Annotated in this window: 25 protein-coding genes; 14 read left to right on the plus strand and 11 right to left on the minus strand. The window is 64.7% G+C overall.

Features of this window, described 5'->3' with window-relative positions; all coding sequences use genetic code 11:
• Nucleotides 1-14: 14 nt before the first annotated feature.
• The 3 genes from ABD259_RS15185 to ABD259_RS15195 form a co-directional block, all read right to left on the minus strand.
• Nucleotides 15-1,754, minus strand: coding sequence for a hypothetical protein (locus tag ABD259_RS15185; RefSeq protein ID WP_344163103.1), 1,740 nt, complete (start codon nucleotides 1,752-1,754; stop codon nucleotides 15-17).
• A 61-nt stretch (nucleotides 1,755-1,815) separates the two neighbouring features.
• Nucleotides 1,816-2,922 carry a cysteine synthase family protein gene (locus ABD259_RS15190; RefSeq protein WP_344163106.1) on the minus strand — a complete coding sequence of 369 codons (1,107 nt, stop codon included), beginning with the start codon at nucleotides 2,920-2,922 and terminating at the stop codon, nucleotides 1,816-1,818.
• A gap of 135 nt (nucleotides 2,923-3,057) precedes the next feature.
• The gene (locus tag ABD259_RS15195; protein WP_344163109.1) at nucleotides 3,058-3,726 is read right to left on the minus strand and encodes a class I SAM-dependent methyltransferase; all 669 of its coding nucleotides are present in this window, start codon (nucleotides 3,724-3,726) and stop codon (nucleotides 3,058-3,060) included.
• A 104-nt stretch (nucleotides 3,727-3,830) separates the two neighbouring features.
• Between ABD259_RS15195 and ABD259_RS15200 the strand changes: the two genes are divergently transcribed.
• From ABD259_RS15200 to ABD259_RS15220, 5 genes are all read left to right on the plus strand, one after another.
• Entirely contained in the window at nucleotides 3,831-4,136 is a 306-nt protein-coding gene (locus tag ABD259_RS15200) for an AzlC family ABC transporter permease (RefSeq protein WP_344163112.1), read from the plus strand.
• 587 nt (nucleotides 4,137-4,723) lie between these two features.
• Nucleotides 4,724-5,080 (plus strand): hypothetical protein, encoded by a 357-nt coding sequence (locus ABD259_RS15205; RefSeq protein ID WP_344163115.1) that lies wholly within the window; start codon nucleotides 4,724-4,726, stop codon nucleotides 5,078-5,080.
• Nucleotides 5,081-5,101: 21 nt separating this feature from the next.
• Nucleotides 5,102-6,061 carry a DMT family transporter gene (locus tag ABD259_RS15210; RefSeq protein ID WP_344163117.1) on the plus strand — a complete coding sequence of 320 codons (960 nt, stop codon included), beginning with the start codon at nucleotides 5,102-5,104 and terminating at the stop codon, nucleotides 6,059-6,061.
• A gap of 213 nt (nucleotides 6,062-6,274) precedes the next feature.
• Nucleotides 6,275-6,748: a MarR family winged helix-turn-helix transcriptional regulator gene (locus ABD259_RS15215; protein ID WP_344163120.1), complete on the plus strand. Its 474-nt coding sequence runs from the start codon at nucleotides 6,275-6,277 to the stop codon at nucleotides 6,746-6,748.
• Nucleotides 6,723-9,200: a PEP/pyruvate-binding domain-containing protein gene (locus ABD259_RS15220; protein ID WP_344163123.1), complete on the plus strand. Its 2,478-nt coding sequence runs from the start codon at nucleotides 6,723-6,725 to the stop codon at nucleotides 9,198-9,200. The genes ABD259_RS15215 and ABD259_RS15220 overlap by 26 nt, the downstream gene beginning before the upstream one ends.
• 97 nt (nucleotides 9,201-9,297) lie before the next feature.
• Here ABD259_RS15220 and ABD259_RS15225 read toward each other — a convergent pair whose 3' ends face one another.
• Entirely contained in the window at nucleotides 9,298-9,687 is a 390-nt protein-coding gene (locus ABD259_RS15225) for an MmcQ/YjbR family DNA-binding protein (RefSeq protein WP_344163126.1), read from the minus strand.
• Between the two features lie 168 nt (nucleotides 9,688-9,855).
• Between ABD259_RS15225 and ABD259_RS15230 the strand changes: the two genes are divergently transcribed.
• From ABD259_RS15230 to ABD259_RS15240, 3 genes are read left to right on the plus strand one after another with little or no spacing between them, the layout of a single operon-like run.
• Nucleotides 9,856-10,254 (plus strand): protein-tyrosine phosphatase family protein, encoded by a 399-nt coding sequence (locus ABD259_RS15230; RefSeq protein WP_344163129.1) that lies wholly within the window; start codon nucleotides 9,856-9,858, stop codon nucleotides 10,252-10,254.
• 49 nt (nucleotides 10,255-10,303) lie between these two features.
• Complete coding sequence (locus ABD259_RS15235) at nucleotides 10,304-10,789, plus strand: winged helix-turn-helix domain-containing protein (RefSeq protein WP_344163132.1); 486 nt, start codon at nucleotides 10,304-10,306, stop codon at nucleotides 10,787-10,789.
• 16 nt (nucleotides 10,790-10,805) lie between these two features.
• The gene (locus ABD259_RS15240; RefSeq protein ID WP_344163194.1) at nucleotides 10,806-11,357 is read left to right on the plus strand and encodes an IS630 family transposase; all 552 of its coding nucleotides are present in this window, start codon (nucleotides 10,806-10,808) and stop codon (nucleotides 11,355-11,357) included.
• Nucleotides 11,358-11,659: 302 nt separating this feature from the next.
• Here ABD259_RS15240 and ABD259_RS15245 read toward each other — a convergent pair whose 3' ends face one another.
• A complete protein-coding gene (locus tag ABD259_RS15245) occupies nucleotides 11,660-12,466 on the minus strand; it encodes a transposase family protein (protein ID WP_344163135.1) in 807 nt (268 codons plus the stop codon).
• Between the two features lie 161 nt (nucleotides 12,467-12,627).
• Here ABD259_RS15245 and ABD259_RS15250 point away from each other — a divergent pair, with 161 nt between their 5' ends.
• Nucleotides 12,628-13,230: a hypothetical protein gene (locus ABD259_RS15250; protein WP_344163137.1), complete on the plus strand. Its 603-nt coding sequence runs from the start codon at nucleotides 12,628-12,630 to the stop codon at nucleotides 13,228-13,230.
• A 30-nt stretch (nucleotides 13,231-13,260) separates the two neighbouring features.
• Here ABD259_RS15250 and ABD259_RS15255 read toward each other — a convergent pair whose 3' ends face one another.
• The 3 genes from ABD259_RS15255 to ABD259_RS15265 form a co-directional block, all read right to left on the minus strand.
• Nucleotides 13,261-13,641 (minus strand): hypothetical protein, encoded by a 381-nt coding sequence (locus ABD259_RS15255; RefSeq protein ID WP_344163140.1) that lies wholly within the window; start codon nucleotides 13,639-13,641, stop codon nucleotides 13,261-13,263.
• Between the two features lie 179 nt (nucleotides 13,642-13,820).
• Complete coding sequence (locus ABD259_RS15260; RefSeq protein WP_344163143.1) at nucleotides 13,821-14,387, minus strand: hypothetical protein; 567 nt, start codon at nucleotides 14,385-14,387, stop codon at nucleotides 13,821-13,823.
• Nucleotides 14,388-14,494: 107 nt separating this feature from the next.
• On the minus strand, nucleotides 14,495-16,129 hold the full coding sequence (locus tag ABD259_RS15265) for an OmpA family protein (RefSeq protein WP_344163146.1): 1,635 nt from the start codon (nucleotides 16,127-16,129) through the stop codon (nucleotides 14,495-14,497).
• 288 nt (nucleotides 16,130-16,417) lie between these two features.
• Between ABD259_RS15265 and ABD259_RS15270 the strand changes: the two genes are divergently transcribed.
• The 3 genes from ABD259_RS15270 to ABD259_RS15280 all read left to right on the plus strand — a co-directional run bounded on the left by ABD259_RS15270 (nucleotide 16,418) and on the right by ABD259_RS15280 (nucleotide 20,594).
• Nucleotides 16,418-18,283 (plus strand): serine/threonine protein kinase, encoded by a 1,866-nt coding sequence (locus ABD259_RS15270; protein ID WP_344163149.1) that lies wholly within the window; start codon nucleotides 16,418-16,420, stop codon nucleotides 18,281-18,283.
• Nucleotides 18,284-18,465: 182 nt separating this feature from the next.
• Nucleotides 18,466-19,842, plus strand: coding sequence for an OmpA family protein (locus ABD259_RS15275; RefSeq protein ID WP_344163152.1), 1,377 nt, complete (start codon nucleotides 18,466-18,468; stop codon nucleotides 19,840-19,842).
• A gap of 224 nt (nucleotides 19,843-20,066) precedes the next feature.
• Nucleotides 20,067-20,594 (plus strand): hypothetical protein, encoded by a 528-nt coding sequence (locus tag ABD259_RS15280; RefSeq protein WP_344163156.1) that lies wholly within the window; start codon nucleotides 20,067-20,069, stop codon nucleotides 20,592-20,594.
• Between the two features lie 86 nt (nucleotides 20,595-20,680).
• On the opposite strand, the gene ABD259_RS15285 is transcribed toward ABD259_RS15280, so the two are convergent.
• Nucleotides 20,681-21,013 (minus strand): hypothetical protein, encoded by a 333-nt coding sequence (locus ABD259_RS15285; protein ID WP_344163159.1) that lies wholly within the window; start codon nucleotides 21,011-21,013, stop codon nucleotides 20,681-20,683.
• Nucleotides 21,014-21,430: 417 nt separating this feature from the next.
• Between ABD259_RS15285 and ABD259_RS15290 the strand changes: the two genes are divergently transcribed.
• Both ABD259_RS15290 and ABD259_RS15295 read left to right on the plus strand, forming a co-directional pair.
• Entirely contained in the window at nucleotides 21,431-22,825 is a 1,395-nt protein-coding gene (locus ABD259_RS15290) for a C2 family cysteine protease (protein WP_344163162.1), read from the plus strand.
• 52 nt (nucleotides 22,826-22,877) lie between these two features.
• Entirely contained in the window at nucleotides 22,878-23,309 is a 432-nt protein-coding gene (locus ABD259_RS15295; RefSeq protein WP_344163164.1) for a hypothetical protein, read from the plus strand.
• A 48-nt stretch (nucleotides 23,310-23,357) separates the two neighbouring features.
• Here ABD259_RS15295 and ABD259_RS15300 read toward each other — a convergent pair whose 3' ends face one another.
• Both ABD259_RS15300 and ABD259_RS15305 read right to left on the minus strand, forming a co-directional pair.
• Nucleotides 23,358-23,849, minus strand: coding sequence for a protein-tyrosine phosphatase family protein (locus ABD259_RS15300; RefSeq protein ID WP_425573528.1), 492 nt, complete (start codon nucleotides 23,847-23,849; stop codon nucleotides 23,358-23,360).
• A gap of 454 nt (nucleotides 23,850-24,303) precedes the next feature.
• Nucleotides 24,304-25,464 (minus strand): hypothetical protein, encoded by a 1,161-nt coding sequence (locus tag ABD259_RS15305; RefSeq protein ID WP_344163170.1) that lies wholly within the window; start codon nucleotides 25,462-25,464, stop codon nucleotides 24,304-24,306.
• Nucleotides 25,465-26,171 lie beyond the last annotated feature (707 nt).

The following is a 26,171-nucleotide window of genomic DNA, read 5'->3' on the forward strand; positions in this document are numbered from 1 at the left end:
TGGGTGCTGAATTTCTACTGCGTGCCCGGATACCACATGACCGAGCTGACGGTGGCGGGATTGAGCCGGTACCCCGGCCGTCCCTGGAGCACGTCATCCTGGCCGATCGCATCGCCCATGACGTCCGTGCAGGCGATACGGAACCGTCGAATCGCCTGCACTAGCGAGGCCGTGGAGCGTCCGGTGCTCTGCGCGAGCTCGCCGGCGCGCAGGAAGGCGGGCTCCTCGCCACGTTCCCTGCTGCGGTCGAGCTCGGACGCGAGCGCTGAGAGGATCGCGCGCAGGGCGGGCGGGCAGTGGGAGTAGACACGGAATCCGTCGACGAACAGTTCGTCCCCGTGCAGGGAGATCTCGACGCGGTTGACGGTGTCCGGCTGGAACTGCCACGCGCTGAGGAGTTCCAGCATGGACGCGAAGTCCGGCACCGGGTACTTGGCGCGTTCGGCCAGGTAGGTCATTGCCGCGGTCACCGGAGTGTCCATGTCGGTACTGTTCAGCGCGTCGATCAGTGCGGAGACGAGCGCCGGGGCGCGTTTCCGGAGCCCGTGGACGTGGGGAGCGCACCATTCCGCGGCACTGTCCCGCCCGTGCAGGGCCCAGGTGAGCAGCGTGGTATCCAGACGCAGGACATCGAGCTCGGCGGACAGCCCGGCGTTGCGCAGCCGCTCCTGGACCGCTTGGAAGGCGGAGGAGAGGGTCGGCGGTTCGACTTTGCGCCGATACATGAGCAGCAGGTGCCGCCACATCGTGTCGACCGGGAGATACACGTTGGCGTCGTTTCGCTCGCCGAGTGCGGCGCGGCCGACCCGGGCGAAGATGTCCGGATAGGAGGAGTCCAGGAACGTCCGCCAGCCGTTGGAGAACCGGTCGAGTGCGCTCTCCAGGTGGCTGCGCGACTGCCACCGGACCGCGCTCAGGAGTGACTCGCTCACCCCGACGTAGCGCCACAGCAGCCCCGCGTCCTCGTCCCGGAGCACGGGGTCGCGGAGGACGGCCTGCTCGACGAAGGTCTGATAGCGGCCGGAGTGGACGTCACCGAGATGGAAGGCGACGCGTTCCGGCTGGGATGCCGAGGCCGTGCGTTCACGCAGCACGGTCTCCACGTAGGAGCGCTGCTCTTCGGCTGCCGTGGTCGCCCGATCCGGCAGACCGAGCATGATGTCGATCAGGACCAGGTCGGAGTACAACCACGCCGTATCGGCGTAGTAGTCATAGGCGCGATAGCGCCGCAGAGAACGTTCCAAGAATTCACGGGCGGACTTTCCGTCCCCCTCTTTGGCAGCGGCGAGACCGCGGAGCCACAACACGTAGGACGTGTCCTGGAACTCCGTGAGGCGGGTGTCCGCGGACATCGTCCGGGCCAGCTGCCAGAAGGCGGTCGGGAAAACCGTCTCGGCATAGTCCGGCCATCCCTGGCTGGCGTGGTCGCACACCTCGATCACGGTCGCTACGGACTGCTCCGCGACTGCGTCGCGGAGCAGTCCTATCGCCTCGATTGCTCGCGGCAGGATCCGTCCGATGTAGAGGATCGAATCGCTGGCGAAACGTTCGCACAGGCTGGTGAGATCAGGCCGATCATCCGGTTCGCGGAATATATCTGAGCCGAGCTCGCAGAGCAGGATCAACATAGCGAACTCGTGTTCGCTGACTTTGTTGACCAATACACCAGGGTTCGTCCTGGCGGTTTTGATGGCTTCTTCTGTGAGCTCCGGTCCGAAGTCCCCGAAGAAGAGGTGTTCCAGCCGTCCTGTCATTTATTTACGCCGCCTTGCTTCTAGTTATCCAACAATGCTGATACAACCCCCGAGCGCATGGTTACCTGCTACTTCTGAGTTGATGCTGTTTATTATATTGCCAGAACGGCCTGCGGTGCGTTCTCGCCGTTCCCCCGTGCATCCGACCCGTGGCGCTAGCCACTGGCGCGGACGGGAATCCGGTATTGACTAAGTTCCTCCCCGAGCATCCAGCGGACCGCAGCCACGCCGTGTTGTAGCTGGTGCTCGCATATTTCTCGCCGAGATCGGGGCACAGGCAGCAGACGTCCCGGGCATCCGGATTGTCGGCCAGATACCGGAAACACGCGGCCAGCACAGCACCTGACGAAGCGCCCAGGTAAAGTCCGTGCTCGTCGAGCATGGCCCGGCACGAGGCGGCCATGTCGGCCAACGTGACCGAGCGGAAGTCATCGATCATCCAGTCTTCGAGGAATGTCGAGCGCCGACTCGCACCGATTCCGTTGGCTCTGCGAGGCGCTGCCGCTCCACGATACGCAATCGATCCGGCGATATCTACCGCGACGACAGAGGTGGAGGGACTGGCCTGCTTTATGTCGGCACTGACTCCGGCCAATGTACCACCGGTGGAAATGGCCAGAAATACCGCATCGAGGTCGCGGGCGCCCCGCTCTCTCATCTCGGGACCGGTGGTGATCTCGTGAATGCGCGGATTGGCGGGATTGTTGTACTGGTCGGTCCATACTCGTCGTGGGTCGCCGTCGAGTAGTTGGCGGACGCGTTCCAATCGGCTGAGCAGGTAGCCGCCATTCTGGTCCTGCTCGTGCACCATTTCAACACGCGCGCCGAGTTCACGCAGTCGGCGCAATGCCCCGTCGGTGATCAGGGGATCGGCCACCGTCGTGACGCGGACGCCGAAATATTTGCCTATCAGCGCGAGGGCGATTCCCAGGTTTCCCGAGGTGGATTCGACGATCTCGGTGTCCGGCTCCAAGCGCCCGCGCTGGGCGAGGTCGCGTACCAGCCCGTAGGCGGTACGGGCCTTGATGGAACCCCCGATGTTGTGTCCGTCCAGCTTGAGCCGAAGTGTGCGCGGAATGTCGTTGACGGTGATATCCAGGCGGGTGGTCGGTGTGTCGCTCACCAACCGGCCGAAGCCGTCGACACGATCCAGTGTCTTGGCGGTCACATCCTTGCCTTTCGTCTCACGTAGGAGCGTTCGTGTCGGCGCCTCATGCGGGGGAGAAGGCGCCGTCGTCCCCGTGCGGGATGGCTGGCACGGCGTCGTATGGCGTGGCCGCGCGCTGTCCGCAACCCGGCCTCCTCAGCGCGGTGTGGCGAGCACGATCCAGTTGTCGTGCCGGTGCGGGTACGGGCGGAAGTCGCCGTGCGGCGGGTCGTCCCAGCTCCGGCGGTACAGCGAGGTGACCTCCCACTCGGCGAACAGCTCGCGGATGCTGTCCTCGTCGTAGTAGCGGAACAGCGTGTCGTTGTAGGCGAACGTGTGCGGGTGCGATCTCCTCGCCCTCGCCGTACGTGCCGTCTTCGTGGGTGAACGCGTTGACGACGAGCGCCCCCCGGGACGCAGAATCCTGCGGGCCTCACTGACCAGGCTGCTCGGATCCTGGATCTGCCCGAACACGTCGAAGCAGGTCACAGCGTCCACCGGGTTGTCGATCAGGCCGATGTCGGTGGCATCAGCCCGCAGCAGGAACGCTGGTCGAGCGGTCGTCCGCGCGTGCGCCAGCCCGGTCGGGGCGATGTCCACCCCCATGCAGCTGAACCCGGCGGCCACGAGTGCGGCGAGGTTGCGGCCGTCCCCGCATCCGAGGTCGACGACCGAACGCGCGCCCGCGGAGCTCAGCGGCTCGATCGCGTCGTCGATGACCGGAATGGCCGCCTCCTGCCACAGCGGCTGCTCGGTGTCCTGGTGCTGGTAGGCGAGCTCCCAGCCGTACTGGAGCTCGCCGTAGTCGAGGCTTGTCGTCATCATATCTCTCTTCGATGCCTTGCGTATGTCATCATATGGGCCTCTAATGACGTGTCAATGTCATTGCTCAAGTTTCGACCTACTTCGATCGAGGGGGTGCGATCTCCGTGGTGGAGGCGGACACGGGCCGATGGCCCGGCCGGACGGTGGTGCGCGACGCGTCCGCACTCGCCCTGGCCGTGGCGGCCTACGGCGTCTCGTACGGCACACTGGCGACGGGTTCGGGGCTGGCCATCTGGCAGACCCAGGCACTGTCGCTCCTCATGTACAGCGGCGCGTCGCAGTTCGGCCTGGTGGGCGTGCTCCGTGCCGGCGGCACCGGCGGAACCGCCGCGGTGACCGCGGTGCCGCTCGGCAGCCGGAACCTCTTCTACAGCTTCGGGCCAACCCCATCGCTGCGCGGCGCGGGCTGACGCTGGCTGCTGCCGGCCGCCCACCTGGTCAGCGACGAAAGCGCCGCGATGGCCATGGCCCACACCCCCGGAGCCCACCGCCGATTCGCTTTCTGGACAACGGGACTCCTCGTATTCGGCTCGTGGAATCTCGGGACCATGATCGCCACCCAGGTGTTCGCCAGCGCCGCCGACATACTCGCCGCGGTCACCCGGATCGTCGGCAAGGTCAACTTCCTCGGCCTGCGCAATGACACCGCCGTGGCCCAGTCGTTCCTGGAAGGGCCGATCTACGTGGTCAACACCGTTCGGCACCTCACCACCGACGCGTGGTGCTTCGAGTTCGTCCCCGGTACGCATGAGCGGCGGGGTGGCAGCGGGATCACCTTCACAGACCATTACCTGCTCACCCCGGACAGCGACGTGCTGGAACCGCTGATCGAGTACAACGAGCGGGCTCTGGACGCCGTCGGCATCCGCAACGGCCCGGCGCACAACGAACTGAAGGTCACCCGGGAGGGGCCGAGGCCGGTGGAGACCAACGCCCGGCCGATGGGGGCCACGATCGAGAGCGGACCCTTCCGGAAGGTCCTCGGGGCACGCAGCCCGTGCTCACGGCGATGGCCATGTGCGACCCCGACGGCTTTCGCGCTCGCCTCCGGCGGCCCTACCGCCCGACCGGCCACCTCAAGATCATGTGGGTCCACTTCCCGCACGAGGGAGTCATCACCGATGACGCGGGCTGTCGGAACCTCGGGCAGCTGCCCTCCTTCGCGGGCTATTTCGGCGCTCCGCGTGCCGGCAACGCCGTGCGCCCCTCCACCGACACCACCGGACGGGGAGGCTTCGTCTACCTGCTGCACTCCGATGCCGATGTGGTCGAGGCGGACGCCGCCCGCGTCGGTGCGTGGAGCGACGAAGGCGCGCTGTTCGACGTGCGACCGGCACCCGCGGCCGCTGTCTGACATCCGAGAAAGGACGAATCAGTGATCAACGGGCACAGCCATCATGCCCGCGGGGTGGCAGCGCTGGCCGGCGCCTCGGCGTTCATCGCGACGAGCAACGTGGTCTTCGGCGGGGTCGTGCAGACCGTGCCGCCCTTCGTACTGGCGCTGCTGACGTTCACCGTCGCCGCGGCGATCTTCGGGGTCGCCAACCGCGGCCCGCAACCCTCGATGAACGGTCCGGCGTGGCGGGCGGTCGTCGGTCTGAACCTCGCTTCGGCCGGGGTGTTCGTTCTGCTCTACACCGGCTTGGAGTACCTGGAGCCCGCGCTGGCGAGCGCGCTGCAAACGGGCGCGTCGCCGGTGTTCGGGCTCCTGCTGGCCGGGCTGGTCGGCCGCCACTGGAGCCGGAGCCGGCGGGAGTGGGCCAGTGCCGCGACCATCATCGTCGGCAGCGTGCTTCTGGGGTGGGTTTCGGCGAGCGGCAACTCCGGGTTCCAGGCGCCGGACCGATTCGGTACGCTGCTGGGCCTCCTGGCCGTGCTGGGATCGGGATTGTGCATGGCGTTGCTGACGTGGTTCGCGCGGCGGCTGGTCGACCTCGGTTGGTCCAACCGCCATATCCTCGCGCACCGCAACTACGCCACCATCGTCGGCTGCGGCCTGCTGAGCCTCACCGTCCCCGTTGACTGGGGTGCCGTGGGGGAGCAGGCCTGGCTGATCGTCGCGTTCGGTGCCGTCGGGCTGGCGCTTCCGCTCGGGCTGCTCCAGGTGGGGGTACGGCACGCGGCCCCCTTCGTCGTGCTGGCGATGACCAACTGCAATCCGGTCCTGACCTACCTCATCCAGTTGTTCGATCCCCGGGTGTCGCCGTCGCCTTACACCCTGGTCGGCATTGCCGTCGTCTTCATCGGCGTCATCGCCGCGGTCACACCGTCAGGCGGCAACCGGGACTCCGCTCCCGAGGCTTCTACGGTGGACACACCGGAATCCCCGCGGTAGCGGACGGTGCGCGCGAAGCACGTCCTCCCTGACGGGTGTCGCGTCGGGGTCCAACGCGAGGGCCCGGCCTCGTGCCGCTGGTCGTCGCCCGCCTCCCGCGGCTACGCACCTCACCGCGGAGACAGTCTTCCCTACCGCCGCCACTGGGGTCTGGAGCGCCGCTGGCCCAAGGAGTAAATTGGCTGCGATTAGGCAATAGATGCGGATAAGCATATGGATGATCGCGAGCACCTGATCGCTCTGATCCGTTCGATGCAGCGGGACAGCATGCCAAGCCTGCTGCGCGTGCAGGAGGACGACGACCTGTCGATCATCCACATCGCGCTCCTGCAGCTGTTGGACCGAGAGCGCGGTCTGCTGGACGAGGACACCGATCCGACCGTGAAAGAGCTGGCCGCGCTCATCGGCCGCTCGGAGTCGCGCACGAGTCGGCTGGTGGACCGGATGGTGCGACGCGGCCTGGTCGAGCGCTATGAGGACGACGCCGACCGCCGCGCCAGACGGGTGCGGCTCTCCGAAGGCGGGGTAGCGGCCCTGCACCGAATCAGCGTCGCACGCGTCGAGGCGCAGATGGCGCTATGGGGCCATATGACCCACGACGAGCAGAAGGTCGTTCTCCACTCCATGGAGATCTTCGCCAAGGCCGCAAGGAGGCTCCGGGATGAACAACGTGATCAGCCTGACTGAGATCGACGCCAGCATGATCGCGCTGGTGGGCGGTAAGGCCACCGGGCTCGGTGAGATGGTCGCGTCGGGCGAACGGGTTCCGCCGGGCTTCTGCCTGACGACCGCCTCCCACACATCCGGTGTCCTCCCGGAGGCCGAGCTTGTCGAAGCCTATGAGCGCATGGGCGGTGGGCGCGTCGCGGTGCGGTCGAGCGCCACCGCCGAGGACCTGCCCGACGCCAGTTTCGCCGGCCAGCAGGACACCGTTCTCAACGTGGAGGGCACCGAGGACCTGATCACCGCCGTGCGTCGGTGCTGGGACTCGCTCAACTCTGAGCGCGCGATCGCCTACCGCGAGGCGAACCGAATCGACCACGACAGCGTTCACATGGCGGTCGTGGTGCAGCGCATGGTCGATGCGCGTGCGGCCGGTGTCCTGTTCACGGCCAACCCCCTGACGGGCAGCCGATCCGAGATGGTCGTCGACGCCGCCACCGGGCTGGGGACCTCGGTGGTCGACGGCACTGTCGACGCCGACCACTATGTCCTGAGCCGTACGGGGCCGACTGTCGCGGAGAATGGCTGCCTGAGCCTCGCCCAGCTCGACGAACTTCGCGAATCCGGGGAGCGCCTCCAGGAGCGCTTTGGTTCGCCGCAGGACGTGGAGTTCGCGTTCGACGGCGACGGCACCCTCTGGCTGCTGCAGTCGCGCCCTATCACCACGCTTTTCCCGCTTCCTGAGCCCGCCGATCTGCCGCAGCCCCGCCTGTACCTGGAGGTCGGCAACATCCAGGGCATGCTCCGCCCGTTCACCCATATGGGCGTGTCGACGATGATGGTGATGCTGGCGCGGTGGTGTCGCCACTACGGCATAAAGATCGATCCGTACAGCAGCTCCTCGCCTGTGACCGTCATCGGCGGACGGCTCTACATGGACCTGACCGACGTCATGCACAGCAAGCTGACCCGAGACAGCCTCCCCGAGGGCATGGCGATCTATGGGCCACGAGTGCGGTCGGCGATCGAGCAGATGCTCGACGACGCGCGCTTCGCCCCGCGCCGAGGGCTGCCCTTCTCCGCGAGCAGCGCGCTCAAGGTGACACTTCGGCTCGCGCCCCCCATGGTTGCCGGCGTAGCGCATGCCATCGCCCGCCCGCGGGCGGCCCGCGCCCGCGCGTTCCGTGGCGTCGAAGAGGTCAGGAGTGTGAGCCGGGGCCCTGGGCAATCGGCCACCGCCGCCGAGCGGCTGCGCTTCGTCACGGAGACGTCAGCCGACATGATCGTTAGCCCGGGACTGTTGAAGACCTTTGGGCCCACGATCGCCGGGATTCTCCTGTCGGTGGTGCCATCGACACTACTCAGAGGCATCGCTACCGAGGGAGAGGTGGAGACCACCCTGGGCGGGATGCCGCACAACGTCACCACGGAGATGGACCTGGCCCTGTGGCGGCTGGCCGAGAACGCGACAAAGCACCGCGAGCTGCTGCTGACCACCCGACCCGAGGTACTCGCGGCCAGGTATCGCGAGGGAACCCTGCCCGACATCGGGCTGGCCGCGTTCCTGGAGACCTACGGCCACCGCGCCGCCGGCGAAGTCGACATCGGTGTCCCGCGCTGGGGTGAGGACCCCGCGCCGCTCTTCGCGACGATCGCGAACTACCTGCGGCTCGACGCCCCCGAGCAGGCCCCTGACCGCCGTTTCCAACGGGCGGCGGCGAAGGCCGAGGCCATGATCGAGGAGCTGTCCCGGCGGGCGCGGCGCCGCCGCCCGGTTCGCGGCCGCATCGCCTCCTTCCTCATGCACCGCTCACGCGAGCTCACCGGACTGCGCGAACTCGTCAAGTTCACCTGGCTGATCCCGTACTACGAGATGCGCAAGCAGCTGCTGCTGATCGGGGAGGACCTCGTCGCACGCGGCCAGCTCGAACGCTCCGACGACATCATGTTCCTGGAAATGCGCGAGGCGCACGCCGCGGTGCACGAGGGAGCCGACCACCGGAAACTGGTCGCGGAGCGCCGGGCCGTTCACGAACGTGAACTGCGGCGTACTAGTGTTCCGGCCGCCATGCTGTCCGACGGCACCGACATCGAGTCCATCGTGCCGCCTCCCCCGGCTGAGGAAGGGGCCCTGGTCGGGATGGGCGCGGCGCCCGGCACTGCGACGGGCCGGGCACGGGTCATCCGCGACCCGGCCGGGGCGCACATCGAGCCCGGGGAGATCCTCGTGGCCCCGACCACCGACCCCGGCTGGACCCCGCTGTTCATGACGGCGGGCGGCCTGGTGACCGAGACCGGCTCCACCATCGCCCACGGCCCGACGGTGGCCCGAGAGTACGGCATTCCGGCGGTCATCTGCGTCCGCCGCGCCACCCAGGAGATCACCACCGGCCAAGTGATCACGATCGACGGCGCGACGGGCACCGTCGTCATGGAGACCGAGACCGAACCCGAGACCGTGGAGGCGCGGGTGTGACCCTGATGGGGGAGGGAGCGGTGCCCGGCGGGGCACGGCGACCCGGTCGGCGGGCGTCATCCTCCGGTGTGCCGTGCTGTGGGCACGGCACACCTCGTCAGCTCCTGTCGCGCACGTACTCCTCGGCGAGCCGCTTGGGCGCTCGTTCGAGCCAGGCTTCGACCAGCAGTTCCTCCAGTTCAGGCACAGGGACGCGGTCGAGCTGCACGAGGATGATCGGGTACCCGTCGAAATGCGGCGTCGTGAAGTAGACGTCGGGGTTCGTGGCGACGAGCGACTCCTTGACGCCGACGTCAGGCACGCGCGCCGCCAGCACGGCACCCGTGGGGACCGCGTCGCCCAAGGCTGCCAGGTCGCGCTTGGCCAAGGGGCGCTCCCAGGTGAACGTTCTTCCCTTGACCTGCCACGCCGTGTTTCCGTACGAGGTTCCTTCGCTTGTCTCAGGTAGCGCGAGCGCGATGCGCTCCACGTCCTCCCAGGTCGCCATGGGGAGCAGCGTAACCGGTCCGTCAATGGCGGTCGCGGCGACGTGCCCCCGCGTACGCCCAGCACATAATCCGCGAGTCCGACATTGCCGATCGCCTGATCACCGACACGTGAAAAGCGCCGGTCACTGTATGCGTCCCACCGGTCGGCGGGGGACTTCACTCACGCCGTGACCACACTGTGGGAGTCCACTGCGGCGGGGGTACTGCGCCTGGCCTCCGGTCGGCTCGTCCGAGGCCGCGGACTACGGCGCCCCGTTCCGGCAGGCCCAATGCCCACCTTCGCGCCCTACCTCCTCGGCCATCAGCCGCCGCTCGCCTGGGAAAGCCAATGGCTGAAATGGCCCGATTTCTGGCTGCACTCCGACCGAACGGCGACCGCCGAGGCGCTGCACGAAGCATGGGAGCGAGCCGAGACCGAACGTGTCGAGATCGCCTGCAACGGCGGATTCGGACGAAACGGCACGGCTCTGACCTGCCTCGCTGTTCTGGACGGAGTGCCGAACGGCGAGGCCGTCACCTACATCAGAGAGCGCTACTCCCGGTGGGCCGTTCAGATGCTCTACTGATTTTTGATCTTGGGGTTGACCTGGGACTTCGGCAGGGGTGTCATAAGGCATGGAGGTTCCCCCCGCCCCGAAAACTCCCGACGAACTCCACGACCGCCGCATGAAAGCCGCCGCCCTGTTCGAGGCCGGCCACCACTCCCAAGCCCAGATCGCCCGCCTGCTGGGCGCCACCAAGCAGGCCGTGAACAAGTGGCACCAGCAGTGGAAAACCGGAGGCACCCAGGCCCTGGCCGCCCGCCCCGCCGGAGCCGACACCCTGCTGGAAGCCGACCAGGAACGCCGGCTGCTGCGCCTTCTCGACCAAGGACCCGCCGCCCACGGCTGGGACGACCAGATCTGGACGCTGTCCAGAATCAACCGCCTGATCAGCGAACACTTCAACACGGCCTTCGCCGACCCCTCCGGGGTCTGGCGCATGCTCCAGCGCCTGGGCTACTCCTGGCAGGTCCCCGCGGCACGCGCCGTCCAACGCGACGAGGAGGAGATCGCCACCTGGTGCACCACCACCTGGCCGCAGGCCAAAAGACCACGCTGAACAGCAGCGCGCCTGGATCGTCTTCGCCGACGAGACCGGAGCCAGCACCGACCCGCCGGTCCGGCGCACCTGGGGACGACGCGGCCGCACCCCGTTGATCGCCGTCAACCGCGGCCCCCGGGCCAGGGTGAATGCGACCGGGTGGCTGTGCGTCGGACCCCAGGGCAAAGCGGTGCGGCTGGTGTTCTCCACCTCGCGCACCGGATTCACCCACTACGACTTCCCCGAACTCATCGACCGGGTGCACCAGCGGCTCGGCGGCGGGCCCGTCGTGCTCGTGTGGGACAACCACGCCTCGCACAAGACGAGGTGGCTGCGCGGGCGCCTCGGGGCGCGGGAGTGGCTGACCGTGGTGCTTCTGCCGCGCTATGCCCCTGAGCTCAACCCGGTCGAGGCGCTGTGGTCCCAGCTCAAACGGCGTATCGCCAACCGCGCCTACCGCAGCCTGGATGAGTTGGAGAACGCCATGCGCTCCTATCTGCTCTCAGCCCAGAAACGCCGGGATGTCCTCGCTGGCTTCGTCAGATCCGCTCACCTGACTCCAGACCCGATCCCGTCAACCACCTAATCAAAGATCAATAGCAACGACGATTCGTCGCCCGATTTCAGTAGCTGTCCATCCTGACGTGTTCAGGGAAGCAGGGGACCTATTTCAAGCCATTCCGCGAAGATCTTCCGTCTGTTGGCAGTCGTGATATCTCGTGTGGGGTTGGCCGATCCATGCTGATCAAGCCTTGGGTACTGGAGGAATTTGCTTCGTCAGTATGTCGGCTGAGGAGCCCTGGATTCAGGTGCTGTACTCCACCGGATGGCGCTCCCATGAATACCACGAGCAAATGCGGTGAGACACTGAGGTTTTCTCAGCGAGTTCTATTTCCATGCGTTGTTGAGGACCAGGGCCGCTTGGGCGATGGCTCCGATCCGGCCCGGGCTCAGGGTGACGTGTTTGAGAGCCCGCCAGCGCTGTTTCAGCTCGGCGGCGGCCCGCTCGCCCAGGGCGCGTGTGCTGCGCAGGAGACGGTTGTGAGCACGGTTGTCGGTGGTCAGTGGGCTGGGAATGTCCGGGTGCGGGCGCAGCGGGGTGTGGACTCCGATCCCGGCCCCGAGGTAGCCCACGTCCGCCAGGGCGGGCAGTCCTTGTGCCGCAGCGGGGTAGAGCACGGGCAGCACATGAATACGGGCGCAGGCCAGGTCATGACGTGAGCCCGGCTCGACCTCGGCGACCCACAGCGGGGCGCCGTCCGGTGCGGTTAGGAACTGCACGTTCCCGGCGAAGTGCTTGGCCTTGCCCGGGTACCAGGCGTCGTTGCCCGTCTCGTTGGTCCCGGCGACGCGGTCGCAGGCGATGAGGGTGCCGTCCAGGACCACGCGGCCCATGCCCTGCTCGCGGCACCGTTGGAGGACCTGGTGCAGGTCGGGGGACTGGTCGGCCAGGACGTCGATGGCCTCGTGCAGGTAGCGGTAGGCGGTGGCCTGGGAGATGCCCGCGTCCAGAGCCAGGCGGTGCACGCACCCGGCCTCGCGGAACCAGCGCAGGGCGAAGAGGGCTTGGCGGAACGGCCCCAGGGCCCGGGAACCTTTCGGGGTGGCGATTCTGCGGCGATGGGCGGCCAGATGCCGGGCGAGGAACTCGACCACGTGGCGGGGGACGTCGAGCGTGGCAGAATAGGGGACCAACGTGAGGCCTCTGGTTCAATGGACGATCTTGTGGAAGAGAACCGTCCTATCAGGGGCTTCACGTCTGTGTGCGGTGATTCCCCAATGTCTGATCCTGTCTCTTTCGCGAACTTGGCCCGGTTTCCTGGCCCGCGTTTCGCTGAGAAAACCTCACTGTCACGATGAGCGTTCCTGTGATCATGACGGATGCGGACTGGTCGGGCGGACACTACGAGATCTACATCGAACTCGGCGATACGGACGACGGTCGGCTCCAACGCCTGCTGACGTCTGTGTGGCGGGCAGCCGCAGTTGACGGCTGTTACGGCGCAACATATGACGGACCTGGCGAGCTGCAGGAGATGCCGTGCACCGTGGCGTCGCTGCGCGATGCCGGGAAGTTGAAGGGGGTGGTTCGCCACCCGAGCGGACAGCGGATCGTGTGCGGGTGCTTCGTCATCCATGATGACGACGTTCCGGAGCTACTGAGCTTCTTTATTCCCATGGGAGCCCTGACAGCTGTGGACCCGCGGATCGGTGCCTTCCCCTTCGGCCCTGACGGTGGGCTCAAGTCGTTGGTGTGGCGGCACCCCCTCGACGAATGGCTCGCCGACATCGCACGAGCCGTGTTCAATGACGTCGGCTTCCGCCTCTCCACGATCGGCTTCGAGCTCCTCGAAGCGCCTCATGAGGCGCTTCATGGCGGCGTTCCCCCAGAAGAGCGCTGGAATGCCTTTCTCATCTCCGACGGTGGAGAGCTGCAGTATTTTCCTGCCAACCGGTGATCGGACGGAGCTGGCTGCTAGTGCCAGGTTCTATGCCGACTTCCACTCAGCGACGAGATCAGAACAGGCGACCGTGATCCGTCCACCGATGAAGGTGGTCTCGTGCGAGCAGCCGTCAGGATGGGGCAGAACCTCGTCCAACATGACATCACCGAGGCCCACCAGTTCGGTCCCATCGTGGTTCTCCACAGTGAACGACATCACGGCTCTGTAGGTGACAGTCAGACCGACGTCGTGTTTGAAGGGATTGGGCGCAAAGCGGATGCGCAAGCCGTCATCGTGGTCGTGCGGGATCTCGACGCGGCTGAGCTTTAGATCCTTGACGCAGTTTGAAGCGTAGTAGTCGTAGTGGCCAGGATGGGCCGCGTAGGCGCGAGCACCGGCCGGGAGCTCAGGGAATAGTTCGGGCAAGGGGGAGAGGTACTCCCGCGGGTCCGACAAGTAGGCCCCGACTCTGCGCTCCAGTGGGCGCCGACGTATTTCACCGGTTTCCTTCCTCTGGGAGGACACTGCGAGCTGTCGTCCTGGGCCTTCGGGTGTACGTGTTCTGACCCGAGCACTATCAGGGACAACCTGAGACCAGGCGCCTCTCAGCTGCCGCTGACAGAGCCAGATAGCCGCCACTCCACTTCGCGGCGCTGGTCCATAGCGGGGCCCTGAACGTACTTGGTCCAGTGCTCGTAGGAGCCGTGAGAGCCAGTAACCAGGCCGTCCCACGTCGGTTCGATGAACAGGCAGCAGCAGTCGTCGAAGACCAGCTCCAGACTGTCGATGACGGCCTCGTCGGGTCGGGAGTAGGGGCCGAGCACGTATCTGGCTCGGGTCAGGGTGTTGAAGTCGCGCCCGTCGGCGAGGAACTGCCATTCCAGGGAGAGGGGGAGGAACTCCTCTCCGTCGTCATGGTTCAAAACGGCCTCGATTTCCGTCCTGGCGTCAGTGAGGGAGTCGGTGACGGATAGATGTAGCTGGCCGTGAGTTTTCCGATCGGCAATGCACAGCAAACCCTCGTCAGTGTCGAGGTACAGGCTGGAGTTCTGGGCGTTGAAGAACGGCTTGTCCTCATGCAATGTGCGGTCCACGTACCCGGGTACCACCACGTCCACAACGCCCCGCGTGGCCAGCCAGCCGAGGAGATCATCAATGGATCCCGATTTCACGATGATAGCTCTACCTCTTTCTCTCATGCTTGGTTATCTGGAGCCTGCAAATCATCCGCCAACGTCTCCAGCCGGTAGTCCGTTCCGATCGGGGCTACAAGCCCGCCTCAGGCGACAGGGATCCCAGGGAACTCGCCGAAGGGGCCGGCGTCCAAGTCGACCTCGGTGACGTCCTCTGCGGGCGCGGGGAAGTAGGCGAACACCCGTCGGCTCTCCCCATCGCTCGGGAAGGGGTAGCCGCGGGAGGAGATGTAAGCCGCGTCGTCAATCTCGTCCTTGGGTGCCGGACCGATCCGAACACCCCGCAAGTTCTTGTCGTCCCCCGGTAGGGACACCGACATCACCGTGAAGTCGCTGCCGCGGTGCCGGTCGTCGGCGAGCGGATCGATCACGTGGGGGACTGAGCCCTCGCCACCATCATGGACCAGCTCGTAGACGCCCACCAGATAGGCACCGTCGCGGTACATCGGGTACACGTTCAACTCGTACCCAGCGTCGCCGTTGAGGAGTTCGGCGCTGCCGGTCGCTTGGATCTCGCCGTCGTCGTCCCGGAAGGGCGCTGGGGGCGCCGCATGGCCGTCGGTGGTCTCTGAATCTTTGGACCTGTCTCCACCCCCATCCTTGGCACCATCACCGTCGCTGGCTGAGCCCTGTTCAGCCTCGGGCCGGATGCGGTAGGAGATCTCGACCCGGCGGTTGGCGGCTCTGGCCTCCTCGATGTCCTCGCCAGTCTCCTCGGCGACGGGCTCAGTAGCGCCGCGGCCCTCGGTCTTGTAGATGTAGTCGCTGCCCAGCTCCTCGGCCAGGGCCTTGTGGACGGCTTCGGCGCGCCGCTCGGACAGATCCTGGTTGTACTCGTCCGAGCCCTGGCCGTCGGTGTGCCCGACGATGGTTATCGGCGGCTGGGAAGGGTCGGCTTCGGACCGCGTTTCCTCGGCGACGTCTTCCAAGACGGTGCGGGCCTTGTCGGTCAGCTCGGCCTTGTCGAGTTCGAAGAGGACATCGCTGTGGAGCGCGACGGTGGTCTCCTCGGGGCTGTCGGCCTGCGTCATGTCAGGGCGGTCGGTGATCGAGTACAGGTCACTGACCCGTTCTTGGGGGTCCCCGGCGATCTCGGTGTCGCGCAACTTCATGCGTACGTTGTCACCCGGTTCGATGTCGCCGTGGGAGCTGCTGTCCGAGGGCGGGTTCTCCGGGGGCTCGCCATCGATCACAGGTATGCCGGTGAAGTCGCCGTTGGTCCCGACCGCATGCACCGACAGGCGTTCCACGCCTTCGGGGATCGGAGGGAAGTGGACCTCGATCTCGTAGTCGGCCCCGGGTACCCAGGCGTTGGGCATGGGGCTGCCGATGCTTTCCTCCTCAGCGTTCAGCAGCGGGGCGTAGTGGACCTGATTGACGGGATCAACGAGCGAGAACGCCCAGTTGCGGCCGGTGAGACCACCGCTGAAGGCGTTCATTTGGAAGATGTACGACTTGTCGGTTTCCTTTAGCGTGTTCATGGTGAACCGCAGGACGCTGCGGTCCGGCCACCGCTCGACGTGCTGGACGGAGACCCGGGCGGGAAACGCGTGGCCGCCGAAGAGCCCCTCGCGGACGTAGGGCCCCTGGCCGTAATCGGTATGTTCGGAGTCCTGCTCCTGTCCGTTGATGCCCTCTTCCCAGCTGGCGCTCAATGAGCACCCCGTGAGCAGTGCTGCCGCGCAGCCCAGGGCTGCGACCGCTCTCAGGCGTCCTCGCACGTTGCGTCCTCCTCCATACGTTCTCCGTGAGCCGCTCGGGCCATCGAGTTCGACGCCCACGTGATGTCCGGGGTTCCTCTTTCCTCATTACGACGAAGAAATAGCAGGACACCATGCGGTCGCGAATGTGCCGTGCAGGATCTGTGAACTATGACTCAACGCGGTGATTCAAATCTCACCCCGAGTTCACCGATCCCCGCGCTGGCTTCCCACGACGTGTGGAACCGATCTGTAATCGCACGTCTCTAACCTGAGGTTCCTCTCGTATCGTCATCAGCCAGGAGATCAGTGTCTTCCCCCACGAGCAGCAGGCCAGCTTCACTGCCCGGCCTCACACCCTCCGATCCGCAAAGCATCGGCCCCTACCGGCTGGTCGGCCGCATCGGGGCGGGCGGTATGGGCGTCGTCTACGCCGGACTTACTGGGTCCGGGGAGCAAGTCGCCGTCAAGGTGATCCGCGGCGAGTTCGACACCGACCCGGAGTTCCGGTCGCGCTTCGACCGCGAGATCGCTCTGATGCGCCGCGTCAAGGCGACCTGCATAGCTCCGGTGCTCGCCGCTGATACCCGTGCGGAACAGCCGTGGTACGCCGCGCCCTTCCTCTCTGGTCCGACCCTGCAAGCGCATGTCACCCAGCACGGGCCGCTGGGCGAAGGCGAAGTCGTCGCGCTCGCGCTGGGCCTGGCCGAGGCCATCGGCGCTATCCACGCGGCCGGCGTCATCCATCGCGACCTCAAACCTGCGAACGTCATCCTCGCCCCCGACGGCCCGAAGGTGCTGGACTTTGGTATCGCGCGGGCCGTGGACGAAAGCGCGATCACCCGCACGGGCGGTCTGGTCGGCTCGCCCGGATGGATCGCACCGGAGGCGTACCAGGGGACAGTCGGCCCAGCACTCGACGTCTTCGCCTGGGGCGCCCTCGTCGCCTTCGCCTCGACGGGCCGACGTCCTTTCGGCCAGGGAGACATCAACACGCTCACCTACCGGGTCCTCAACGAGGAGCCGGACATCGCGGGTTTGCCTCCGGGACTGGCTGAGCTCGTCGCACGGGCGCTCAGCAAGAACCCCGACCAGCGCCCCGACGCCACTGAGCTCTTCCAGCAGCTCACCCACCTGGCGGTTGAGGCCACGCTCGTCGACGACACCAGTACCCGGGACAGCGCGACGATCGTCACCCACGTCCTGCATCAGGGATGGAACGGTGTCGAGCATTCGGGGACATTGGACTGGGGACCCGCGCTCCGGGAGGCCTCCCGGCGGCGTCTGCGACGACGCCTCCTGGTCGGTAGCGCTGCGGCGCTGTCACTGCTGATCATCATTGCCCTGGGGACGGCAGCAGGCATCACCTACCGGGCGACAGGGTCACCACTGCCGGCTTGGGCGGGCGGTGGACAGGCGCCAGCAGACGATCCGTCCGGAAACGGCGGGGCCTCAGGCGAGAGCGGAGGCGACGATCCCTACACCGAATCGGCCGCCTACACACCGGACCCCGAAGCCGACCGGAAGCTGATCGCCGCTGCTGGGTGTGAGGGCTGCGACGGTGAGGTGCACGTGCTGCCGGGCCTGGTGTACCGGGGCGAGGAGCCGGTCCGGCTGGTCCTCACCAACGTCGATCTCGAGAGCCACATGGGAGCCGGCCGGATGGTCGCCCTGTACATGGTGCGCAACAGCGACGACAAGATCATCGCCCACAACATGACCGGAAGCGCTACCGGCCGTGTCATTCCGGAGCAGCTGGACTTCGATGAACTGTGGGCGATCGACGAGGCGGGATTTTTCATCCTCCTCACCGAGCAGGAGAACCGGCCCGAGAGCCAAACGATCGTGACGATGAACGTCGACGACGTCGGCTCGATCAAGCAGTTCGGGACCCACGGCATCAGAGCGGTCGGCCTCGACCGCCTCCAAGCCGAAGACATGGACGACGACGGAGGCTACGAGATCCGCACCGACCTGGGGACCACCTCGGAGACATTCGAGATCGTCCCCTCAGACGTGCGCCACTTCTACAAGTACTACGACGGCGACGGCCAATGGTGGCCGTGGATGTGCACAGAGAAGCTGGACGGCAAGCCGTCAGCCGGGGACCTGTTGAACATGAACGACCCGAAGTGCACACAGGTCGGACAGGGCGAGGTTCCGTGGGACTACTGAATGGAACGGACGGATATCGGATGCTAACGACCAGCTGTCGTTACCTGGCGGCCTTCAGCACGGTGCTCCTGGTGGCCGGGTGCGGTCTGCTGCCTTCGGCTGGTGAAGGCGGGACCGATCAGGACAGTGGCGAGAGCGGCAAAGGGGATACCAACAGCTCGGCGGCCGACAGCGTTCTGCCGATGACCGTGGAGCCGACCTCCCTGGGGGAAGACACCCGGCTCGACATCCTCTCGCTGGAACACGCTGACAACGACACCACCATCCTCAAATTCCAGGTCACCAATGACAGGGATGAGGAGGTCAGCATCCACTCCCCCCTCAGCGACGGAAATGGGGACAGCCTCAGCGTCTCCGGATTCGCCCTGGTCGATGTGGAAGCCAAGAAACAGTACCTGCCCATCCGCTACGAGAAGGACAAAACACACCGCCCCAGGCCGTGCTACTGCTCGATGTACGAGGAGTTCGGGGACCCGAAGAGAATCGAGCCGGGCCAGACCATGGACTTCTGGGCCGGATACCCCGCACTTCCCGATGGGGTCGACACTGTCTCCGTCGTCAACCCCATCACCGGCGTCGTTCATGACATCCCGGTCACCGACGGCGGCGCCCCGCCGGAGCCTCTGCGCGACGACCACCTAGAACCAGAGGTCGTGGACCTGTTCGCGGTCCGAGAGGACTTGGAGGACGGGTCAACCCGTGAGGAGACAGGGGAACAGGTCAGCGTTGCCCTCGCGTCCGACGTTCTTTTCGACGTGGACAAAGCCACCCTTCGAAGCGATGCGGAGAAAGCCCTGAAGGAGGTGGCCGAGGAGATCTCGGCGTCCGGCACCGACCTCGTGAAGATCGACGGGCACACCGATAACACCGGCAGCGACTCCCACAACCTCCCCTTGTCCGAGACCCGGGCGGAGACGGTCCAGGACAAGCTCGATGAACTGGTGACGCGGTCGGGCATCCGCTATGAGACGGAGGGGCACGGCTCGAGAGAGCCAGTCGCGGACAACACAACTGACGAGGGAAAGCAGAAGAACCGCCGCGTCACGATCACCTTCGATGCTGCCCCCGCAACTGATGAGAAGGCGTCGGCCGGAGACCAGCAGAGTAGCCCCACCCCAGAAGCGGAGAGTGTCGAGCACGGACCCGCACCCATCGCCGAGGGTAAAGAGACCAGGTATTTCAAGGACTTGACCGTCGCAGTCGAATCCGTACAGCGGTCCTCCAGCGGTGGTTTCACAGGGCTGCGCTACCGGGTCATCAACCATGCCAACGAGGATTCGACCGTTCTCGCCGGGAGATTCAACTCCTACGTCCACTGCGGCAGCATGCGCGACGGGCAACTGAATGACATCGCGCTAGTTGACGAGCAGGACCAGACTCGGTACACGGTCGTTCGTCGCTCCGATGAGAAGTGTCTGGCCTCTAAAGGGTCAGGGGTCACGGTTCCGCCGAATGAGTCGCTCACGCTGTGGCTCGCGTTCTGGCTCGACCCCACCGTGAACGAGGTGACAGTGCAGATTCCCGGATTCGAAGCGATCACGAACGTGCCCGTGGCCTAATCCCGGTCATGAAGCTCCGGCAGGCGCAGTGTGGGCGCCGTGGCATGGCGCTCACACTGCGCGCTTGTGGATGGCTACGCGAAGATGTGAAGGCGAGGATCGGCGCCGAATTATCTGTGGATCTTGCCGCGAGCGAGGCCGCTGAACGGAGCAGGCGTTCAAGGGCCTGAAAGCGAGATGGCCGCGGGATGGGTTCTTGGGGCCAAAGGATGTGACAGTGAGCGATGGCCGTGATCACTAACTATCGAATGAAACGCCTGCTGGAGGCAGCCGAACCCATAAGCGAAGCGCGGCTCCCCCTCGATCTACGCGAATGCGCCGAAGGTGAGTGGGGGAGAAGTTCCTCTGGGGTCCTCACCCCCGACGGGCCTCCGCCTTCCTGGACTGCACGGCTCGCCGGAGCCGACCCCGAGGAACTCATGAAAGCCGAGCTCGACGTCAACGACATCAGAGTCGACGACGAAGACCTCACCGGTGACCCCCACACCTATCTGAGCAAGGTCGTCGCCCGTGGCTTCCTCTTCGCCGGTTCTTGCCTGCTTCGAGCGCGGAACCTGCCCGAAGCCGGGGACCTGCGAGCGGTGATGTCTACCGGCATCACTGAGGACTTCCTGATACACGGGACCACCGTGAAGTTTTTCCTCCGGCGCGGTGGTCTCCCGAAGTGCTTCCACGACGTGGAAGGGTACAAGATCGAGGGCCTAGCCCCAATCAGCATCGACGACCTGCCCGTGCTCGGCTTCGAAACTTGACCGGGACCGCTGTCGCCAGAGCACCACCAACGAGCACGATCGCAGTTGACGAGAACGCGCCGTGAGGCTGCGCGAAGGCTCGAGGACTAGGCAAGGAAGATGGAGATGTCCTCCAGTGCGTCGTTGGCGGTGCCGCCGATCTCCGTGTTGGAGCGCAGGGCTTCGAGACGTGGGACCACGACGTCTGTCTCCAGGGCCCGATGGATTCGGGCGATGTGGCCGAGGCTGGTCACGGCGCATTTCCTGACAGACGCGGACTCGTGGGTCAGTAGTCCCAGGCACGTGTCCTGGAGCCACTTCCAGTTGCCGTCGTGGAACACCAGGCCGATCAGCGAGGAGCAGATCGCGTCGGTCCCCCCATGTCTCAGCGCGCGTTCCAGCGCGTCCCGTTCGACGTCTTCGGGTTCGAAATAGCGCACTACTTCAACGTTCCCTGGTTAGTACGTGATGAGGCTGACCAGGATGAGGTGCCTTTTCGCTGCCGGCAAGGCGTGTGCTGTCGGCTCATGTGGCTGTGAAGCCCTCCTTTTCCTTGGGTGGGTTCTGCCGGGACCAAGTAGCCCACTGATGGCCGTGCCTGAGTCGGCACGCCGCGCGGTGTTCCAGCCGTGGTGTGGGTCGGCACGGACGCGGCTCATGGTCTCTGGTACCTGCCGAACCCATGGACCCAAGACATTGGGGACTCGAACTGGGCCTGTGGGCCCTAAGTGCCCGAACCGTGCGTCCGCTAGGGTTCCAGGGCTCGGTCTGACGCAATGCAACCGCAGCTTGGCGCAGGGGTGAAGCGCTGGCAACTCCCCCGAGCCCTATCCCCCGCTACTCTTCATGGACGTGTGATGCCCCCAAACTCCCTTCATCCGTGGTCCCACAGGAACTGGGGTAGGGGGGATCGCGGCGGGAGTTTCGTCGAATACGGGGGCGTTGTCCTCCTGATCGCAGCGGTCGCTGCGGTTCTGTTCGCCGGCTCGATCCCGGAGAGAGCGAAGTCCCTTTACGCCTCCGGCCTGTGCTCGATTCAGTCGGCGGATGGCGGCTCGGCGGATTGTGCCGATCCGGCCAACGGCGAAGAGCCCGGCGGTACGGACGCGGCCGGGAACAGCACACAGCCGGGTGATGAAGAGGAGGTCAGGGCGCCGGCACCGGCAGCACCTCCAGAAGATCGTGGGTTCACCCCCCATGAACAACCGGAGGGCTACCCAGCCCCAGAGCACTTCGAAGCCGTCACTGACGATGTGACAGCGATACGGGAGTACTTCGACGAGGATGACAGCCTGCTTCCCTGCATCTTCGATTGCCCAGACGATCCAGAAGAGATCTTCGCCGGGATGTCGGCAGAGGAGATCAATGCCGCGTACTGGGCGCTCACCGACGAGGAACTGGAACGACTCCTCGACGACCCCGAAACACGCGAGGTGATCCTCCTCAACGCAGACCTGGAGACGCTGCGTCGGATCCGGGAGATCGATCCCGACCTGGTCGAGCCGGATCTTGACGACGTCGGAGGCGACGACGCCAACGAGGAGGACGGCAACCCGACTGATGACCTCGGATTCGCGACGCTCCCCAAAGGGAGGCTGTGGGGAGATGACGGTGAGGTGAGCATGGACCATGTCAACCAGGGTGGTCTCGGTAACTGCTGGCTCCTTGCCGGAATGGGTGCCGTCGCTGAAAAGCATCCGGAGCTCATCAAGGACATGATCACCGAGAACGAGAACAAAACCTTCACCGTCACGTTCCCCGACACCGGCGAGCAGGTCACGGTGACCCCAGATGTCGTGGTCAACGAGATCAACGACCCAGCGTTCTCCACCCCTCAGGACAACGTCCTGTGGCCGGCCATCCTTGAGAAGGCGTACGCCGAGCGAGAGGGCAGTTTCGGAGAGACCGAAGGGGGCTTCGCCTCGAACGCGATGGAGATGATCACGGGCAACGACAGCAAGACGTATGACGATGTAGAGGAGATCACCGAGGATGACCTCGCTGGTCTGGTGAACGGGCGGAGAACGGCGGTCACCTTCGCAACGCCGCCCCGGGATGAGGCAGAAGGAGAGCTCTACGACCTCAAGCCGCACGAGGGTGGTCTAGCCCCTGGTCATGCCTATATCGTGCGCGAAGTCAAGGACGGGAAGGTCTCCCTCTACAATCCGTGGGGCACGAGCCACGTGACCATGACGATCGAGCAGTTCCACGAGCACATCTCCTACATGGACATCAACACTTATGACAGCTAGTAGAAGCACCCCGTGGTCAACGAACCCTGCCCACCGCCCTCTCCACCGGCCGATGCTCGGTGTCGGCCTGCTGCTTCTCGTCCTGGTCACAGGGTGCGGTTCGTCCGATGAGGAGCCGGTACAGCCGGTACGTCCCTACACCTCTCCTTCAACGAGGACGGTTAACCCCACACCCACGTACCGCAGCGGGGAAGAGCAGACCCTGACCATCGCTCAGAGCACGCAGGGCCGCATGCTGGGCCTGCACATCGGGGTCCAGGATGTAGGCGGGGGCGAGGCCAGCCTCTCCATCATTGAGGCGTCCGACCCCGAGGGGAAAGGAGAAGGCGTCACCGGGTCGGCAGGAGACTCGTTTTCCCTGGACAGCGGATACACGGTCACGATTGACGCGGTGACCGAGGCAGAGTCTCCCGAGGACGTTGCCGGTGGGGAGAGCGGGAAGGTCACCCTGACGGTGCGGGCGCCAGACGGCGACGAGAACTAGGGCGGGCCGTTCCCCTATCTGTCAATCGCCAATGAGTTTAACCCTGGCTCAGGTTGCCTGTCCGCGGAGACTCACCGTCCATTGCCGTTGCTCGGGAGTGTCGGGAACGGGGAGCCCCCGCGCGTGCTCGAGGCGGCTCCAAGCGGTGTCGGGATCGACCCCATTGAGGATGAGGAGGGCGGCGCCGAGGAGGGAGGCACGTCCTATCCCGAAGCGGCAGTGGATGGCAATGTGTGCTCCCTGGCGTAGCCGTTCGGCGAGACCGCGCAATGTGGGCAGGACCGTAGCGAGATCGGGGACGGTGCGGTCAGGGATGGGGATGGAATCGAACTGGAGCCCGGCGGCCACCGCTGCCCGGGCCTCCATTGCGAGGCCCAGCTCGTCGAGTTCAGGCTGAGTGAGCGCGCAGACCAACGCGTCGACGCCAGCGATGCTCAGGGCGTTCATCTCATCATCGAGCCAGTCCATGCCTCGGGGCCTGGCCATAGTACTCAGCTGCCCCAGGCCTGGCAGGTCGACGGTGAACAGGGAAGGCCGCATGTGATCAGTACTTTCAGTTGGCGGAGTCGGTTAGTGACCAGGGTCAGTAGCAGGCCTCGGACAGGCTAAGCGCGTAGTAAGCGTGGAGTGACGCTGACGGGCGTGGCTGCGGCGGCGAGACGTTACTCGAGATGCTCCAAAGTGCTGTAAATAGAAACAAAAAGCCCATCCTCTACTGAATAATTATTGGCGCAGTTTCGAAGGATTTCAAGGAAATCGACGTCCACATCTAGTGGGCCGGACTTTTTCCCTGATCTCTTTATTAGGCCAGTTAGGAGGTGTTGCAATTCGAGGTAGCCAGTGAGTTGACGGCATAGCGTTTTATAGTCACCGTCTGCTTCAGCCCTGGAACAGCGGGAAGCTATTGTGAGTTCATACATTAATTCGATCGCGAATTTCACTCCCCTTTCGGAATTCAATGCTTCAAGTGCCCTGTCTCGCATGCCCATGGTTTTCAATCCCAGTATCCATCCTCTGGGAGATGTTTCCTCACAATCTCCCTAGGGAGTGAGTCGACGTCCACTCCCCGCTCTTTAAGTACCTTAATTCTGTGGTTTCCATTGACTATGGTACCATCTGGTCTAACTTTCAGTGATTCCTCTTGACCAGGCTTAAGTGACTTCATGATATCATCTGTGCCTGTATCTCTCAGTCCCTTCAGTGTGCGTTCATTCATTGCTCCTTCGGTGTGAAGTTGGGTTATCTCCCCGGGGTTAGACTCCGGATTAGGATTTTCGCACCAAGTACCCTCTGTCCCCGCCAGTAGGTCGTCGAGGCTTGGAGTGCTCTTTCCTTCTTTGTCGGCCTGGGCAAGGAGATCGTCTAGGTTTGGTTTCTTGTCATCCTTCAGTGGGGCGATATATTGAAACCTGGCGCTGGCGTAGGAATTGAATATTGATTGATTCAATTCTTGCAAATTGCTGCGGTTTTGTCTGATCTTTGTAATTCTTTTTACTCGCGCATCGATGGTGTAGTTGCGCGACTTTGGTTTTGGTTCTCCACAGTCTGCCAGTGCATTCTCGGTCTTCTTCTTTGTCTGTTGAAATTTCTTATCTGCTGCCTCCTTGGCCTTCTTGAGCTTTCGCCACCTGCTGAAGAGTTTTGCGATTTTGGGGATCTTTTTGACGACCTTGGCTCCCTTGCCCCAGGGGGTGAAGCCAACAACTGTCCAGATACAAGCGACGATATCGCCTTCGGTTAGGCATTTCCTTGCGTCTTCGATTCCGAGGAGCTCGCTTAGAAGGTTTAGTAGTTCTTTGTCGAGATTGGAGTAATCGGATTCTGCTTCCTCCTGCTTTTTCTTTGATTTTTGCAGGGCTGCATGAGCGTCTACGAGTCCCTGCGCTGCTGCTGGGTCGTAGACAGCGGTATCCGTCTTTTGAGTGCTGTTTTCCTCCTTGGGCGATCCTTCTTTAGGCTTCTCGTCGGAGCCGTCCTCAGAAGCGCTCTCGCGTCGATCACTGGAAGCGCCAGTTGAGGTCTCTTCACCATCGAGGGGTTCACAGTCAGGGTCACCGGCAATGCGGCATAGGCCCGCGCTTACTTGGGAAGTGATATGTGTGGGGAGTCCGAACGACATGACAGCAGCCACTACAGTCGCAACCACAAAGATCAAGGCAGCATATTCCAATTTGAAACCGCCGCGCTCTGCCCGCCATACCCAGTGCAATCTGAGTCTCTTCCCCTCGCAGTGGACGTAGTGATGCGTAGCGGGTGATACTACGCGTGAGCCGCACCGGGTGTCTTGGGCCTCAGGGCCTAATGCCGTCCTAACTGGACCCACATGGGGCATCACGTGTTGTCTTTGCTGATAGCGGCTCACGCGACTGGAGTCATGTGACTCATATCATTTGTCCATCACTGGAACTCCGGATCCAACGGTGAGGAAGAGTCAACGCCTTGGCCACTATTGGGGATACCACGGTTGGAGAGGATGTCCCTCCCCGGGGGTTAACATCTGAAGATCACTGCGATTGTGATCACGCTCGCTCCGCCCCTGATCTCGAGAACGAAGGTTTTGAGTACATCGCCAACCTCGATTCGTCAGTAGGGGGCTGTCCGTGATTGGTCTGGACTCCGCCCGTGATGTTCCAGGTCCGGGCAGGAACGGGCCCTCGCGTGACGCTGCGGTGCGCGCCGGATTCCACGGGTCCGGAGACTGCGTACCCCCGCCTTTGTGCCGCTTGTCGGGTTAGCCTCGATTCGTCAGGGGGTGCGGCTGTTGACCGGTCCGGCACTTCGCCCGTTATGTCCCCTGCCGGTGGAGGACGGGCCGTCGCGTGACGCTGCGGGGTGCGCCGGGATCCACTGGCCCGGGATGTC

The sequence above is a fragment of the Nocardiopsis rhodophaea genome (genome assembly GCF_039530945.1).
Taxonomy (GTDB): Bacteria; Actinomycetota; Actinomycetes; order Streptosporangiales; family Streptosporangiaceae; genus Nocardiopsis_C; species Nocardiopsis_C rhodophaea.